We start from the raw sequence: 16386 nt of genomic DNA, 5'->3' as shown, positions 1-16386 counted from the left end.
CCTTATGGCTGGGTTTTTGCGTTTGGGGCGCATAGCGCCGTTTCACAGCACCGGCGACCACAAATCGTAATTCAGCGCAAAACCATTCCCTTCCCGAACCACCTTCCCGGTGGTTGGCAGATTGAAGTGCATGCCGCTGACGGCAAGATTATCGCTGGCCGCGCGATCCAGCAGTTTGCCGCGGATTTGCGCCGCTGCTACCGGGTCGCTGTCGAAGGCGATGGTCACTTCCGGCTGTGTGACCTGGATATGCGGGAAATGCACGATGTCACCCCAGATTAGCAGCGAGTCATGCTCGTCACCCAGCAGATAGCCGGTATGACCGGGGGTATGACCAAACAACGGCACCGCCTGGATACCTGGCAGAATGGCTTCTTCACGGAAGGGTACCAGCTGCTGGCCATACGCGTTAAAGGCGTTTTTCGCCAGTTCAAAGTAGGGACGGAAGCTATCGGGTGCGCTGGCCGCAATGGTTTCATCGCGCCAGAATGCCAGCTCCTTCTCATGAATAAAAAGCTGCTGCACGTTGCGGAACAGCGGAGTCTGCAACGGACCGGCCAGCCCGCCGATATGATCGGGGTGGCAGTGGGTCAGCAAAATGGTGTCAATCTGCAACGGGTCAATGCCTGCCGCCGCCAGTGCCACCGGTAACCGTCCACCCCAGCCTTTAATCCCTCCAGCACCGCTGTCGATCAGAATGGTGCGATCCGCTGTCTGGACCACGTAAACGTTAATGTTAATCCGTGGGGCGATCGGCGCGCCACGGCGCTGCAACAAGGCTTCGGCGCGCGAACCGTCGATGCCTGACAGCAACTCAAAGGAAACATCCAGAAAGCCATCGCTCAGCATGGTGACGATCATGTCACCGATTTTTTTACGATTGATGGCGGGTGCCTGCCAGCCGGGTTGAAAAGTCATATGCTGCTCCATTTACGCTATCGTGACGACAATTTTGCCCACCTGACCATTGGATTCCATATAACGCTGCGCGTCGGCAATCTGGTCGAGCGGGAAGGTTTTATCAATAACCGGATGCAGCTGGCCGGAGCGCAGCCCCGCTGTCACGAAGGCTTTAGCCCGCGCCATTTTTTCTGCATCGGTGGTGATTTCGAAGAGTTCGTAGCCGCGCAGGGTCAAATGCTTGCCGAGAATATCAAATACCGGCACCTGCAAATTGCGGCTATCCAGCGCGCCATACTGGAAATAGAGTCCATTTTTCGCCATCACACGCGTCAGCCTGGCAACATCAGGCCCGCCCACTGGGTCGAACACAATATTGATGCCCTGATGAGCGCTGGCGTGATGAATCGCTTCTTCCATATCCTGTTCGTCGGTGGCGATGACGGCGGCGGCTCCCGCCTGCATCAGTAGCTCCCGTTTTTCGCTGGTGCGAGTCTGGGCGATGGGGATCGCTCCCACCATATTGGCGATCTGAATGGCGGCCAATCCTACGCTGCTGGAGGCGGCGCGGATCACCACATGCTCACCGGCTTTGAGGTTGCCATATTCGATCAGCGCGCCAAACGCGGTGACATACATCATCCAGCTTGCCGCCGCTGCGTTGAATGAAAGGTTCTCGGGATGTTTAACCACGGCGTGAACCGGCGCGTTCACCACCTCGCCATACATGGCGTACTGGTTAAACATAAAGGAGGGGATGACGCTGACTTTATCGCCCGGCGCGAAATCCGTCACGTCGCTACCCACCGCCGCCACGATGCCCGCGGCTTCATAGCCAAGGCGTGCCGGAAACTCAGGCTCAATCACGTACTGGCCGGTGCGATACATGATTTCGGCGCGGTTCAGACCGATGGCCTGCACCTGAATCTGAACTTCGCCTGCGGCCGGAGCCGCGACGTTAACATCAATAATTTCCAGCACTTCCGGGCCGCCAGTGCGGTTGAAAACAACAACTTTAGTCATGTGCAGATCTCTTTGGGTAATCAGGCGAGATGCCTGATTCATCTGTTTACAGACTACGTTGTTCACGTCGGGCGAAAAATAAACGCCGGGGAACTTCAGTGTTACTGATGCAGTAACAATGGTGGCGCATTTAATGCGGGTGCTGGCTAAAAACCTCACTGAACCAGTCAATAAACACGCGCACCTTAGGGGCAAGATAGCGCCGGTCCGGGTAGAGCACTGACACCGGTTTGGCGACCGGAGGATAATCGGTTAACACCTCTACCAGACGCCCGGCCTGGATATGCGGCGCCAGGGCGTTCCGGGTCGCCTGAATAATACCGAGACCCGCCAGCCCGCAGGACAGCAAAATATCTGAGTTATCCACCAGCACGCTGCTGCCTGCCCGGCGCGAGATCATCACGCCATCCACATAAAACTTCCAGTCCATCACTTCGCGGCTATGTTCACTGAAAAAGTTCACCGCCTGATGATTTTGCAGGTCATCTGGTGTTGCGGGGATGCCGTGTTTTTCGATATAGGCAGGCGCGGCGCAGGTGACCATACGTATGTCGCCTAAGCGGCGTGAGATAAAGCTGGAATCCGCTAAATGACCGATCCTGACCAGGCAATCCACCCCTTCGGCGATCAGATCGGTCTTTTTATCGGACGACAGCAGCACTACTTCAATCTCCGGGTAGAGCGCCCGGAATGCGGCGAGGTTGGGGATCAGCAGGCAGTGTGCCAGTGACAGCGGTACATCCAGCAATAAACGACCGCGCGGCGGCAGGGTGGGCGAGAAGCTGGCCATCATATCGCCCACTTCGGCCATTAATTGCCGGGCGCGCTGGTAGAACGCCTCCCCTTCGGCGGTTACGCTCAGTTTGCGCGTGGTGCGATGAATGAGTTTGGTACCCAGTTCGTCCTCCAGCTGCTGAATCGCCTTGCTGACTGCCGGGCGATGCAGCTGGAGCACATCGGCCGCTTTGGTGAAGCTGCCTTGTTCAACCACCTGGATGAAGATATCCATATACTCAAACATATTCGCACGCATGTTACCTGGTTACCCACTGAGTGTCCGGTCCGGATAACTGAGATTGACCGTGCGTGGCATGGATGTCCACCTGCTTTTGCGTGCCTGACACGTAACGGCTTTGCAGACCGGTTACTGCGGCGATATGGATTGAGGTCAGGTGGATATTTTTCAGCGGCGCTTCCGGTAATCCACTGATGATCCCGGCATTGTGCGCACCGCTGGCTTGCAGATTCTCAATCGTCACATCGTGAATTCTCGGCGTGGTCGCCGTCAGTGGCTGCGTGGCAATCGGGCTGATGCTGTCAGCCGGGTAACCGCCGTTGCCACCATAGCTGTCGGTAATCACCAGCGGGGTTTTGACCTGTTGCATGGTGACATCGCGCATCAGAATCGGGCCAATATTCGCGCCACGATCGCGTCCGGATTTAATGCGCACGCCATTTTCGGTGCCGTTGAAGTTCAGATCATGCAGGGTGACTTTGCCAATACCGTTGATGGTTTCACTGCCAATTGAGATGCCGTGTCCATCTTCAGACTGAATATGGTCAATGGTGATATCGCTGCTGGCTGCATTATCGGTGCGTTTTGCCAGCCCGGATTTAATCGAGATATCGTCGTCACCGGTGGAGATATTCAGCTGATGCAGCCTGACCGCGTGCGAGGAAATAACATCGACGCCGTCGGTATTGGGTGAATCGGGCGGATTGGTGATGGTGCTATTGGCGACATCGATATTTTTACTGTCACGTATCACCAGATTCCACATCGGTGAGTTTTCAATACCAAGGTTGGCGATGCGGCCCTGTGTCACATGGGAGAATTCAATCAGCCACGGGCGGGGCATACCATTGGCTGGGGGAATGCCCGGATAGTGTTGGGTAAACCACGCCGTATCCCCTTGTTTCAGATGGTTGCGTGCGGTGGTCGCCAGTGACCATTGTTGCTCTCCCTGGCCGTCAACCACGCCAGGCCCGGTAATGGCGACGTTGTGGGCATCCTTCGCCAGAATAAAGGCTTCGCCATCGTGTGCGGGTTGCGAAATAAAACCCGGTCTGAACAGATTGCCCTGATAACTGGCGGCTAACCGGCTGCCTGCGGCCAGATATAACTCCACATTATCCTTCAGTAATAACGGGCCGCTGTGCCATACCCCGGCAGAAAGCACCACTTTGCCCCCGCCTGCCTGCGAACAATGATCAATCGCCTGCTGAATGGCCTGGGTGGCGTTCTCAGCATGCTGGGGCTGGCAGAGTCGCACCGCAGCCTCGGTGCCGAATGAGAAGAGAATGCTTAAACATACGGGCATAACGGATAATTTTATTTTCATGGCTACGCTATTGAGTGAGTCAGGGAAATATCAGGAAGGAAATAAAATAGAACGTTGAATATTTTCAAAAAGTTATTCTTAGCAAATAAATGTTCAGATCACCTTTTTATCCCGCTTTGCTCTCTCTACCTTCGAATGTGAAGTCGATCACATCATCTTGACAGCGCAATTCTACTTACCTAGATTGTCTAGGTAAGTTGTCGGCATTTGCCGTCACGGAACGATTAAAACATCGGGAGCATTTATGGGCAGTCAACAGACGGACCCTCAGCATCAGCCAGCGGTGCCTTTCTGGCTCCGTCTTACCCCCGTCAGGCCGGAAGAGGTGCAGGCGTTAATCTGGTGCATGATCTACATTTTTTGTGTGCTGTCAGCCTATTACGTTCTGCGCCCGATTCGCGACACCTTCGGTATCGATGGGGGCCTGCATAATTTGCAGTGGCTGTTTAGCGCCACGCTGATTGCTATCCTGGCCCTCAATCTTCCCTTTGCGGCGTTATCGCGTGCGTTGCCACGCAAGCGCTTTATCCCGCTGGTGTATCGGTTTTTTATCAGCCAGCTCATCATCTTTGCCGTGCTGAAGTTTGCCCTGCCATCGTCGATGCAGGTCTGGCTGGGGCGGGTATTTTTTGTCTGGCTCTCGGTGTTCAACCTCTACGTTGTTTCGGTGTTCTGGTCGCTGGTGGCCGATATCTTCTCGCGCGAACGTGCCAGCCGCCTGTTTGCCATGATGGCCGCCGGAGCCACGCTGGGCGCTATCCTCGGATCGGCGATTACCGCGCTGCTGGTGCACCGTCTCAATACCGTTGGGCTGTTTGTATTGGCCGCGCTGCTGCTGGAGTGCGCGGTGGCCTGCGTGAAGCGCCTGAGTACCTTTACCCATCTTGCGGAAGGAGATGCAGCCGCACAGCAGACACAGCCCCTTGGCGGCGGCGTCTTTTCCGGCATTGCGCGTATTTTCCAGTCTCCCTATTTGCTGAATATCTGCCTGTATATGTTGCTGTATTCCGTCACCTCGACCCTGATCTATTTCCGCCAGGCTGAGCTGGTGCACCATCTGTTCCAGCATGACAGCGATCGTACGGCGTTCTTTGCCACCCTCGATTTGGTGGTCAATGTGCTGACCCTGGTAACCCAGCTGTTTGTCACCAGCCGCCTGATGTCCCGTTACGGCACAAAGCTGGTGTTAGGGTTGCTGCCGCTGATCACCCTGCTGGGTTTTGCCAGCATGTCCCTGTGGCCGGTGGCCGCGTCGATTGTGGTGTTCTCGGTGTTACGCCGCGGGGCTAATTTCGCCTTTGCCCGGCCCGCGCGTGAGGTGCTGTTCACGGTGCTGCAACGGGAAGATAAATACAAAGCCAAGAACGTCATCGATACCGCCGTCTATCGTGCCGGTGACCAGGTCGGAGCCTGGAGCTGGGCGGCGATGGGGGCGGCCGGGCTGAGTGGCGGCATGCTGATCTGGCTGGCGCTGCCGCTGTCATTGATCTGGCTGGTTAACAGCCAGTGGCTGGGCCGCAGACAGGTACAGCTGGAAGCGAAAACCTTTCCTCCTCTCAACGAGAAATTGCATGAAAACAGTCACTCTTAATGGTCAGTCGGTTGCTGCTATTGGCATGGGAAGCTGGCACCTCGGTCAGGGCAGACATAGCGAAGCTGCCGAGATCAATGCATTACGCGCCGGTATCGACAGCGGCTTGCGGGTGATCGATACCGCTGAGATGTACGGTGACGGGCGTTCAGAATCGCTGATTGGTAAGGCGATTGATGGCCTGCGCGATCGGGTTTACCTCGTCTCCAAAATCTACCCGTATCACGCCAATCGCCTGTTGATGGAACGCAGTTGCAATGCCAGCCTGAAGCGCCTCAACACCGACTGCCTCGATCTTTACCTGCTGCACTGGCGTTTTAGCAGCGTGTTATCGGAAGCGGTCTCCGGTTTTGAAAAGCTGAAGCAGCAGGGAAAAATTAAGGCCTGGGGAGTGTCCAATTTTGATGTCGATGACATGGAAGATTTGTTTGCCGTCGAACAGGGCGATCGCTGCGTCACCAATCAGGTTTTTTACAATCCGGCGAGTCGTGGCATTGAGTTTGACCTGATCCCATGGTGTAACCAGCATCATATGCCGATGATGGCCTATTCCCCGCTGGGGGGCGAAGGGGCATCGCTGCTGCGCCACCCGCTCATCACCCAACTGGCCGCCAAATATCAGACCGGACCCTCGACGGTGCTGCTCGCCTGGGTGATTCGCAACGGCAATATGATCGCCATCCCGGAATCGGGCGAGGCGGCGCATATCAAAGAGAATGCTGCCGCCCTCAGCGTGCAGCTACAGCCTGCGGATTTGCGCGTGATGGATGAGGCCTTTCCGCCGCCCACCCGCAAAATGCCGCTGGAAACGCGTTAGTGATGTGCTGCGCGCTTCCACAGCGCGCACATGCTGCGGCTGCGTAATTTCAGGTGAACCATGCGCAGCGCGAGCAGCAGCGCGGCGACGGCGGCAAAGGCGTGATAGTAGAGGGTGCTGCCGGGCGAATTAAACAGGTTCCACAGCAGGGCCAGCAGCAGCGCGCAGGAGGTGGTCTGGCAGGCAATAATCGGCGTGCATAGCCAGTGATATAAGCGAATGCCTTCCAGCTCATTACGCTGAATCGCCAGTAATCCGGCCCAGGTGACGCAGCCGCTTAATACTGCGGTGATCACCGCCGGGCCGCCGTGGCGATCGGTCAGGCAGGTCAGTACGGCGAGCAGAATGGCCACGATAATGGCGAGGTTGATAAACAGGGTGTTGCGCAGTTTGCGGGTGATAAGCACCACGGCAAACTCAGCGGCCAGATTTTGCGGCGAGCCAAAGCGTTGTGTTAACCGTTGCGCTGCCTGCTCCGGGGCTTCACTGCTGCATTCAACGGCTTCATAAAAATGTTCGCTGATCTCCAGACAGATATCCTCGGCGTATTTCTGCTCAAAACGCAGTTCATACTGCAACGCCTGCAAATAGCGCCGGGCGGGTTCTGGTAGTTCAGTCAGCGGGTCCATTTACGACCTCTGCAATAAAGAGGAGACGGCGACGGAGTAGCTATCCCAGGCTTCGCGTTTTTTGACTAATTCCTGCTGACCTTCGCGGGTCAGATTGTAGACGCGACGTTTGCGTTTCGACGGGGCGATTTCCCATTCAGCCTGGATCAGGCCGCGCTGTTCCATACGATGCAGCAACGGGTACACCGTCCCTTCCTGAAACGACAGCACGCCATCGGTAAGTTGATGAATCAGCTCAATCAGCGCGTAACCATGGCTGGGGCCGCGTTCCAGTGCGGCCAGGATGACCATTTCGATATGGCTCTTAAGATTGTCGTCAGCACTGCTTCTCATCGTCATCACCCGCATACAAAGAAAGATACAAACTTCGCCGCTATCTTAGCTTGACTTCGTTATGTCTGATACCTAGTTTATCTAGGCATGATAATGAAGCCAGATGGGCATTTTTGCAACCGGCTTCAGCAGGTCACTGAACTTTCAGGAATGGATATGGCTCAATTCACCCGACGCAATTTTCTCCAGCACTCGGCACTACTGGCTTTCCTGTTGCCCTCGCTGGCCGCCAAAGCCACCGCTGTGGCAACCCTGCAATTGGTCAATCAATGGCGTATGGCGACGGATGGTTGGGTGCCCAATAATCCTGCGTTGCCAATCCTGCATTTTCGCACCCAGGCCGGGCAGGCGGACCTGATGTCCGCTCTGCGCCAGGCGGGATGGACGCCGCAGTGGCAGGCGGCACCTTTTTCTTATCAGCATTTCCATAGCCGCAGCCATGCCATCTTCGTGGTAGCCAATGGGCGCGGCGAGTGGCAGCTGGGCGGCGATAACGGTGTGGTGATGCAGGCCAAAGCGGGGGATGTGATTTTCTTACCGGCCGGAAGCGGGCAGCGCCTGCTGCGCAGCCAGGATGATTTCAGCGTGATCGCCTGCTATCCCAATGGCAACGCCTGGGATGTGTGCCGCTCCGCCATTAATCCGCAAACCCTGCAACAAGCGACCCAGCTCAATCATCGCACCCGACGTTTCTTTCAGCAGAGCGGCGCGGTGATTTGATGGTTATTTCAGACCGACGAGAGAATAGCGATAAATAAGGAGATATCGGATGTTATTACGAGCACATGCCGGGTTACTGGCCGGATTGATGTTGTGTTCTGCCGGGGCGCTGGCCGCTCCCTTTACGTTGCACTCCACGGATTTCCGTAATGCCGGTCATCTGCCGCTGTCGATGGGCGGTGGCGGGCAATGTCCGGGGCAGAACATTTCGCCACAGCTAAGCTGGCGTGATGCCCCGGCCAATACCAAAAGTTATGTGCTGCTGATTGAAGATCCGCAGGGGATGAATGGTCTGGGCATGACCCATTTCCTCGGCTATGGCATCGACAGCAGCCGTCATCAGTTCGCCAAAGGGGATTTAACCCGGGTGACCGGTTATACCCCCGGCAGCAACGGTAAAAACGTTCAGGGTTATTCCGGCCCGTGCCCGCCGTTGAATGGGGATATCCACAATTACAACTTCACCTTAATTGCCACGGACTTCACCCCGGATGCACTCACTAAGGGATTAACCAGAGACGCACTGCTGGCGCAATTAAAAGGGCATGTGCTGGCCTCTGCCGGGCTGGTGGGGCAATTTATTCTGCCGCAGAAATAAACGTTTCGGCATAGCTGCACTGAGTCGTAACGGCGCGATTTATCGCGCTGTTTTCAGAATCTGTCGTTTTTACCAGGAAAATATCATGCTGATTTTTATTACAGGTGCCACGGCCGGATTCGGCTGGGATCTGGCGCTGCGTTATGCGCAACACGGCCATCGGGTGATTGCCACCGGACGTCGTCAGGACAAGCTGGATCAACTGAAGGCCGCCGGGGGCGAAAATATTTTTACCCTCGCGCTGGATGTCAGCGATCACCTTGCGGTGGAGGGATTACTGGAGCAATTGCCGCTGGCCTGGCGTGACATTGATGTGCTGATCAATAACGCCGGTCTGGCCCTCGGTCTGGAACCGGCGCAGAAAGCCAGTATCGATGACTGGAACACCATGATTGATGTGAACATCAAAGGCCTGGTACACGTCACCCGTGTGCTGCTGCCGGGTATGGTGGAACGCAATCGCGGTCATATCATTAACCTCGGTTCAACCGCAGGGAGCTGGCCTTATGCGGGCGGCAATGTGTATGGCGCATCCAAAGCTTTTGTACGCCAGTTCAGTCTCAATCTGCGTACCGATCTGTTCGGCACGGCGGTGCGGGTGACCAATATTGAGCCGGGGCTGGTGGGAGGAACTGAATTCTCCAGCGTGCGTTTCAAAGGCGACGAAAACCGGGTGGAGCAAACCTATGCTGACACCCAACCGCTGACGCCTGCGGATATCACGGAAGCCATTTGGTGGGTCAGCAATCTGCCTGCCCACGTCAACATCAACACCCTTGAGATGATGCCGGTTTGTCAGTCCTATGGCGGGCTGCGTGTGGCGAAGCAAGGCTAAAAAAAAGCGACCACCTCATCCGGGGTGGTCGCTGTAGTCAGGCGTTATTTGCCTTCACGTACCTTCTGCACCTCTTTGGCCGTCACCGCCGGAGCATCGTTGCTCCAGCCACTGCGCACGAAGGTGGCAAGCTCGGCCACCTGCTCATCAGTCAGACGCGCAGCAAAACCGGGCATCGTCATGATCGACGGAGCTTTCGGCGTGGAAGGGGTTTGCGCACCTTGCAGGATGATATTGATAAGCCCGGTGGGGTTATCCGCAATCACCACATCGCCACCATTCAGCCGGGGGAAGATCCCTTTCGCGCCGTTGCCGTCAGTCCAGTGGCAGGCTTCGCAGTTGTTCATATATAACATCTGACCGGCACCAAGGTTATGTCCCTGGGTGAGCAGGTCGGCGGTCTGCTTCGTGGCCGCATCGGCATTTCCCCGGCGATTTTTGACCGGCGTATCCGCAGGCAGCGACTTCAGATACACCGCGATGGCGTTCAGGTCACTGTCGGTCATGTGCTGCATACTGTGTTCCACCACCCCTGTCATCTCACCGCCGACCGAAGCAAAATCATTGCGACCGGTTGCCAGGTAATCGGTAATATTCTGCACTGTCCAGGTGGGCATACCGCGCAGGGAAGGCACCGGCCAGTCATTCAACTCGCCACCGGCAAGATAATGGCTGCTGGATTCATTGAGCGCTTTTTCCTGCATACCGATACCACGCGGGGTATGGCAACTGCCGCAGTGACCGAGGGTTTCCACCAGATATTTACCGCGATTGATATCATCGGGCACCGAATGACGCGGCTCGAATGACTTATCGTCGGTAAAGGCAAGGTTCCAGAACCACATGCCCCAGCGCTGGTTAAACGGGAAGCTGAGTGCGGTTTCCGGCGCTTTCTCTGCCACCGGTTTTACCCCCTGCATAAAGTAAACATACAGCGCGTGGATATCGGCATCGGTGATACCGCGATAGTCCGGGTAGGGCATCGCCGGGTAAAGATGTTTGCCATCACGGCGAACGCCTTTACGCACCGCATCAGCAAATTCCTGTTCGCTGTAGCGACCAATGCCAGCATCCGGATCGGGGGAAATATTGGTGGAGTAGATCACTCCCATCGGGCTGGCGATTGCCAGTCCGCCACCAAATTCTTTGCCGCCCGCGATGGAATGGCAGGCAGTGCAGTCACCGGCACGCGCCAGGTACTCCCCTTTGGCGATCAGTGAGGCATCCGTGGTATCGGCGGCCTGGGCATTTTGCTGGGCGATGCCCATCAGGCCAGCGATAAGCAGATAACGCAGCGTCGATTTCATGGTTATCTCCTTATGCCTGAACCAGCGGGCCGGGGTTGCTAAGATACTGCTCGCGAATGGCTTTGGCTGACCAGTAAGCCAGGCCTGCCACCATTGCCGAGGGGTTGGCGTAGAAGTTCTGCGGGAAGGCATTGGCTCCCATCACAAACACGTTGTGCACATCCCAGCTTTGCAGATAGCGATTGAGCGCCGAGGTGCGCGGATCTTCACCCATAATCGCGCCGCCCGCATTGTGGGTATTGACGTAGTTGGGCGAACTGGCGAAGTGGCTGTCCATCTTCAGAATATTGTGGGAATACTGCGTCGGATTCAGATGTTTGGTGATGGCTTCCATCTTCTCCTTCATAAATTGCAGCATGCGCAGATCGTTCTGCACGTAGTCATAAGTGACGCGCAGCAGCGGCATGCCGAAGCGATCTTTATACACCGGGTCGAGGTCGAGATAGTTGCCACGGGTCGCCATATTGCTGCCTTCCAGCTTCACGCCCATCGAATGGCCGTAGCTCTCTTTCAGCCCTTTTTTCCAGCCGCTTCCCCAGGAAGGCACACCTTTTTTCACCGCCGCCGCCATCGGCGTACCGGTGGGCTGCGAGCTGTAGATTTTGGCACCGCCGATAAAGCCGAGCGCTGCGGTATCAACATTACCGGTGCCGAAGTTGCTGATCACCGTGCCGGTCGGTCCCGCAGTGGCAAACGGGTTGAATTCCAGGTTATCGAAGAACAACGTAAAGCCACCGCCGTACTGGTGGGTGTAGTTACGGCCAATCGCCCCTTCTTCGGTGATCGGGTTGTAGGGTTTGCCGATAGAGGAATTCAGCAGCAGGCGCACGTTATTCAGACCAAAGGTCGACAGGATAACGATGCTGGCTGGCTGGAAAACTTCGTCGCCGTTTTCATCGATATAGGTCACACCTGTGGCGGTTTTACCATCGGCATGTTTCTCGACACGAATCACGTTGGCGCGGGTTTTATAATCGAAGTTTGCCATCTGCTTCAGACGATCGAGGATTGCCGTCTGCGGCGAGGCTTTGGAGTAGTTCAGGCACGAATAAAACTGGCAAAAGCCGCAATAGTTACAGGGGGCGATTTGCTGACCATAGGGGTTGGTATAGGGCACCGACACCGCCGCTGACGGCATCGAGTAGGGGTGATAACCCATCTCCTGTGCCGCTTTGCGGAACAGGGTACTGTTGAGGCTGTCTGCCAGCGGTGGGTTGGGGAACGGGTTAGAGCGTGCTCCTTCAAACGGGTCGCCAGCGGCCTGGATCACGCCGCGCAGGTTGCCGGTTTCGCCCGAAGAACCACAGACTTTATCGAAAAAATCCATATGCGGTTCAATCTCTTCCCAGCTAACCGGGAAATCCTGCAGGCGCAGTTCCTCATCCAGTTCGCCACGTTTGAAATGTTCGTCGGCCCAGGTTTTCATTTTCAGATCGACCGGCGTCGGACGGGTAATCATCCCGGTCCAGTGCAGCCCGGCACCGCCGACACCATCACCGAGGCGAAACGCACCCAGCTCGCGCATCGGCAGCGCGGTCTCGGAGGCGTTATGGCGAATGGTGAAAGCCGCATCATGGGGGCTTTGCATAATCTTATGGCGTTTGGTGAAAGCCAGCTCATCAGCCGGTTTCGGATAGGCATAATCGCTGTTGAGACGATCTTCACCACGCTCCAGTGCGCGCACTTTTAATCCGGCCTGCGCCAGTTCAATACCCATAATTGAACCGGCCCAGCCCAGGCCGACGATGATGACATCGACGGCGTCATTGGTCTTTTTCATTTGCTTTCCAGGAAGAATCAGGCCTGCTCGCCACTCAGTGAGACGGGGCCAAGGGGATATTTGACGTTATGTATTTTTATCCATTGCGGGAAACTGGCGCGTGCTCCGGGGAAATTAATCATTTTCCACGCCGCCATGTTTTTATTTCCGCCGTATTGCGGATCGGCAAGATAACCTTCTTTGGTATTTTCCAGCAGTCGGGTGAAGAAATAACCGGCATTCAGGTCCGCTTCGCCAAACTGGGAAAAATCCACGTTATTTTTTTGCAGATCGGTTAATACCGCGTCTTTAATTCTTCCGGGAAGTTCGCTGAAACTTTGATTGTATTTAATACGGGTATAGTGATTGGTGAGGGCAATGCCTTTGCGATACAGCACCTGCAACGGGAAGGGCATCTGATAACCAAACAGCAGGCTGGCATGGCTGTCAAAGGGGCCATCCATATACCATTCTTCGCCTTTGGCGTACGGCGTCAGCATTTGTTTATCGAGAAACACCGGAACATGGGTGTCCAGTGCTCCTGGGCCTTCTTTGTCGGACGGGATCAGGCGATCGCAGGCGGCCAGAATGAATTTCCATTCTTCCGCGTTGAAAAATACCGGTTGGTAGTTATTCAGTTCTTCTGCGGCGGTGGGGACTGCGGCAAAAACGCTGCTAACGCCACCTTTAACGCCCAATGATGCAATACCAATTAAGGAGCCTATGATAAAAGGCCGCCTGCCAATACCACATGATTCATTTGCCATTTTACTGCCAGCTTCTCATTATAATGTTGAAGATATCGATCTTGCCTGGTGTCTTTATTTAAACAATTAGACAATTAACCTCGCGGTTAATGTTATTGTTTTGTAACGGCGCATACTAAGCGCAACGGTGCGGGATAATAATTACCTGTGGTTTATATAAATTATTTAAATAATCACTTCTGGTAAAAATCATTTATATTCAGATGGTTATCCTCTTTATCATTTTGTGCTGTTACATTTCCTTATATCTTGTCGGGTTTTGGACATAGTTTTGCTGGAAATATGATCATTAATGGCATTGATGTTTTTAACAAGTGCGGGAAATTTATACAGGTCGGCATAAATGCCGACCTTACGGTTGTAGGGTGCGAATTCATTCGCACCAGGGATTTGCGAGAGTGACTTATTTAATCAGAATGGCGCGAATATCGTTCACATTGGTCAGGGTGGGGCCGGTGATGACCAGATCGTCGATGGAATGGAAAAAGCTGTAGCTGTCATGTTCATCCAGATAGCGTGCGGCGGATAGCCCATTGAGCTTGCCGCGCGCCAGCGTATCGGGATAAATCATCGCACCCGCGGCATCTTCGGTGCCATCAATGCCGTCGCTGTCACCGGCAATCGCCCAGATGCCCGCTTCTCCCTGTAAGGCACAGGCCAGGCTGAGCAGGAACTCGGTATTACGCCCCCCTTTCCCGGCTTTGCCATTGGCGACAGTCACGGTGGTCTCGCCACCGGACAGCAGCACCGCAGGCCCGCTCACCGGATGGCCGTATTGCTTCACCGATTTAGCGATACCCGCCATCACGATAGCCGCCTGACGGCTTTCCCCTTCGATAGCGTCACCGAGGATCAGCGGCGTGAAACCCTGTCGTCGCACCGCCTGAGCCGCAGCCTCCAGCGCCAGCGCCGGGGTGGCAACCAGCCGGGTTTCACTGTTGATGGCAGGCGGAGGCGGGCTGGCGGGCAAACTCAGTACATAACGCACCGGCTCGGCAACAGGAATGCCGTAGCGCTCCAGCACTTTCAATGCCTCGCCTGGGGTGCTGTTATCCGCCACCGTTGGGCCAGACGCCACATCGGTGGGATTATCACCCGGCACATCGCTGATAATCAGTGAGACAACGCGGGCGGGCTGTGCCAGCGCGGCCAGCTTGCCACCTTTCACTGCCGAGAGATGACGGCGCACCAGATTCATCTCTTTGATATTGGCACCGCTGTGCAGCAGGGCACGGGTGATCGCCTGTTTGTCGGTCAGCGTCAGGCCGGGAGCGGGCAGCGCCATCAGCGCCGAACCGCCGCCGGAAATCAATGCCAGCACCAGGTCGTCCTGAGTCAATCCACGTAGCGATTCAACGATCAGCATCGCGGCGGTTTCACTCATGGCATCGGAAACCGGGTGGGCGGCTTCGAGGATACGAATCCGCCCGGCCGGTACGGCGTGACCATAGCGCGTCACCACCACACCACTGACATCAACATCCGGCCAGGCCGCATCAACCGCTGCTGCCATTGCAGCAGAGGCTTTGCCTGCGCCAATTACCACACAACGCCCACGGGGCTTTTCCGGCAGCGCCGGAGGAATGACAGGCCCTGGGCGGGCGCTGTCAACGGCTTGCTGGAAGATGTCCTGCAAAATGGCTGCGGCCTGTTCATTTCTCATCTTTACGCGGTCTCGGCAACAGGGGCTTTAGAGGTGATGAATTCCACTACTGCTTTGGTGACATCCACGGTTTTGGCCGTACCGCCGACATCCGGCGTCAGCACGCCTTGTGCGCAAGCGTACTCAATGCCTTCCATCACCAGCGCTGCTGCTTCAGGCTCACCAAGGTGCTCCAGCATCTGTACCGCGGTCCAGAAACTGGCGACCGGGTTAGCGACGCCTTTGCCGGTAATGTCGAACGCTGAGCCGTGAATCGGTTCGAACATGGACGGGAAGCGACGTTGCGGATCGATGTTGGCGGTGGGGGCCACACCCAGGCTACCGGCCAGCGCGCCAGCCAGATCGGACAGAATATCCGCGTGCAGGTTGGTGGCGACGATGGTATCGAGGCTCTGCGGATGCAGCGTCATGCGGTGGGTCATCGCATCAACCAGCATTTTGTCCCACTGCACATCCGGGAATTCGAGCGCCACTTCAGCGGCGATTTCATCCCACATCACCATACCGTGGCGCTGCGCATTGGATTTGGTCACCACGGTCAGCAGCTTACGCGGACGTGACTGCGCCAGTTTGAAGGCATAACGCATGATGCGTGTCACGCCGACGCGGGTGAAAATCGCCACCTCGGTACCGACTTCTTCCGGCAGACCACGGTGCGCGCGGCCACCGTTACCGGAATATTCGCCTTCAGAGTTTTCACGCACGATGACCCAATCCAGATCGCCAGGGCCACAGTTGCGCAGCGGCGGGGTGATGCCCGGCAGAATTTTGGTGGGACGCACGTTGGCGTACTGGTCAAAACCCTGGCAAATCGGCAGACGCAGGCCCCACAGGGTGATGTGATCCGGCACATCTGGCGCACCGACCGCACCAAAGTAAATGGCATCGAATTTCTTCAGCGTTTGCAGGCCGTCTTCCGGCATCATCACGCCATGTTTTTTGTAGTAATCCGAACCCCAGTCAAAGGTTTCGATGGCAAATTTCAGTTGCGGGTTCTGACGTTCCAGAGCGTGCAGCACTTCCACGCCAGCAGAAATCACTTCAGGACCGATACCGTCGGCAGGAATCGCGGCGATTGCATAGTTGCGCATAATATTCTCCA

Annotated in this window: 16 protein-coding genes; 5 read left to right on the top strand and 11 right to left on the bottom strand. The window is 55.9% G+C overall.

Annotation, left to right across the window (positions count from 1 at the left end; all coding sequences use genetic code 11):
• Positions 1-42 precede the first annotated feature (42 nt).
• From HA50_RS16725 to HA50_RS16710, 4 genes are all read right to left on the bottom strand, one after another.
• Complete coding sequence (locus HA50_RS16725; protein WP_084878587.1) at positions 43-918, bottom strand: MBL fold metallo-hydrolase; 876 nt, start codon at positions 916-918, stop codon at positions 43-45.
• A gap of 12 nt (positions 919-930) precedes the next feature.
• Entirely contained in the window at positions 931-1923 is a 993-nt protein-coding gene (locus HA50_RS16720) for a zinc-dependent alcohol dehydrogenase family protein (protein ID WP_084876688.1), read from the bottom strand.
• A 130-nt stretch (positions 1924-2053) separates the two neighbouring features.
• Positions 2054-2956: a LysR family transcriptional regulator gene (locus tag HA50_RS16715; protein WP_084876687.1), complete on the bottom strand. Its 903-nt coding sequence runs from the start codon at positions 2954-2956 to the stop codon at positions 2054-2056.
• A gap of 1 nt (position 2957) precedes the next feature.
• Complete coding sequence (locus tag HA50_RS16710) at positions 2958-4244, bottom strand: glycoside hydrolase family 28 protein (RefSeq protein WP_244193592.1); 1287 nt, start codon at positions 4242-4244, stop codon at positions 2958-2960.
• A gap of 265 nt (positions 4245-4509) precedes the next feature.
• On the opposite strand from HA50_RS16710, the gene HA50_RS16705 reads away from it, so the two are divergent.
• The gene (locus tag HA50_RS16705; RefSeq protein WP_084876685.1) at positions 4510-5856 is read left to right on the top strand and encodes an NTP/NDP exchange transporter; all 1347 of its coding nucleotides are present in this window, start codon (positions 4510-4512) and stop codon (positions 5854-5856) included.
• Positions 5837-6673 (top strand): aldo/keto reductase, encoded by an 837-nt coding sequence (locus HA50_RS16700; RefSeq protein WP_084876684.1) that lies wholly within the window; start codon positions 5837-5839, stop codon positions 6671-6673. The genes HA50_RS16705 and HA50_RS16700 overlap by 20 nt, the downstream gene beginning before the upstream one ends.
• Here the strand turns inward: HA50_RS16700 and HA50_RS16695 are convergent.
• Positions 6670-7302 (bottom strand): DUF1700 domain-containing protein, encoded by a 633-nt coding sequence (locus HA50_RS16695; RefSeq protein ID WP_084876683.1) that lies wholly within the window; start codon positions 7300-7302, stop codon positions 6670-6672. The two genes, HA50_RS16700 and HA50_RS16695, sit on opposite strands and share 4 nt — an antisense overlap.
• Entirely contained in the window at positions 7303-7635 is a 333-nt protein-coding gene (locus HA50_RS16690) for a PadR family transcriptional regulator (RefSeq protein ID WP_084876682.1), read from the bottom strand.
• A 156-nt stretch (positions 7636-7791) separates the two neighbouring features.
• On the opposite strand from HA50_RS16690, the gene HA50_RS16685 reads away from it, so the two are divergent.
• The 3 genes from HA50_RS16685 (at position 7792) to ydfG (ending at position 9788) form a co-directional block, all read left to right on the top strand.
• Positions 7792-8355 carry a cupin domain-containing protein gene (locus HA50_RS16685; RefSeq protein WP_084876681.1) on the top strand — a complete coding sequence of 188 codons (564 nt, stop codon included), beginning with the start codon at positions 7792-7794 and terminating at the stop codon, positions 8353-8355.
• A gap of 49 nt (positions 8356-8404) precedes the next feature.
• Positions 8405-8953, top strand: a complete 549-nt coding sequence (locus tag HA50_RS16680) for a YbhB/YbcL family Raf kinase inhibitor-like protein (protein WP_084876680.1) — start codon at positions 8405-8407, stop codon at positions 8951-8953.
• 85 nt (positions 8954-9038) lie between these two features.
• Entirely contained in the window at positions 9039-9788 is a 750-nt protein-coding gene (gene ydfG / locus HA50_RS16675) for a bifunctional NADP-dependent 3-hydroxy acid dehydrogenase/3-hydroxypropionate dehydrogenase YdfG (RefSeq protein WP_084876679.1), read from the top strand.
• A gap of 44 nt (positions 9789-9832) precedes the next feature.
• Here ydfG and HA50_RS16670 read toward each other — a convergent pair whose 3' ends face one another.
• From HA50_RS16670 to HA50_RS16650, 5 genes are all read right to left on the bottom strand, one after another.
• On the bottom strand, positions 9833-11095 hold the full coding sequence (locus HA50_RS16670) for a c-type cytochrome (RefSeq protein WP_084876678.1): 1263 nt from the start codon (positions 11093-11095) through the stop codon (positions 9833-9835).
• A 10-nt stretch (positions 11096-11105) separates the two neighbouring features.
• Positions 11106-12875: a GMC family oxidoreductase gene (locus HA50_RS16665; RefSeq protein WP_084876677.1), complete on the bottom strand. Its 1770-nt coding sequence runs from the start codon at positions 12873-12875 to the stop codon at positions 11106-11108.
• Positions 12876-12892: 17 nt separating this feature from the next.
• Positions 12893-13621: a gluconate 2-dehydrogenase subunit 3 family protein gene (locus HA50_RS16660; RefSeq protein ID WP_084876676.1), complete on the bottom strand. Its 729-nt coding sequence runs from the start codon at positions 13619-13621 to the stop codon at positions 12893-12895.
• Between the two features lie 403 nt (positions 13622-14024).
• Positions 14025-15284: a glycerate kinase type-2 family protein gene (locus HA50_RS16655; protein ID WP_084876675.1), complete on the bottom strand. Its 1260-nt coding sequence runs from the start codon at positions 15282-15284 to the stop codon at positions 14025-14027.
• 2 nt (positions 15285-15286) lie between these two features.
• Entirely contained in the window at positions 15287-16375 is a 1089-nt protein-coding gene (locus HA50_RS16650; protein ID WP_084876674.1) for a tartrate dehydrogenase, read from the bottom strand.
• Positions 16376-16386: the final 11 nt, after the last annotated feature.

The sequence above is a fragment of the Pantoea cypripedii genome (assembly GCF_002095535.1).
GTDB lineage: Bacteria > Pseudomonadota > Gammaproteobacteria > Enterobacterales > Enterobacteriaceae > Pantoea > Pantoea cypripedii.
This window is presented reverse-complemented; position numbering and strand designations above follow the sequence as displayed.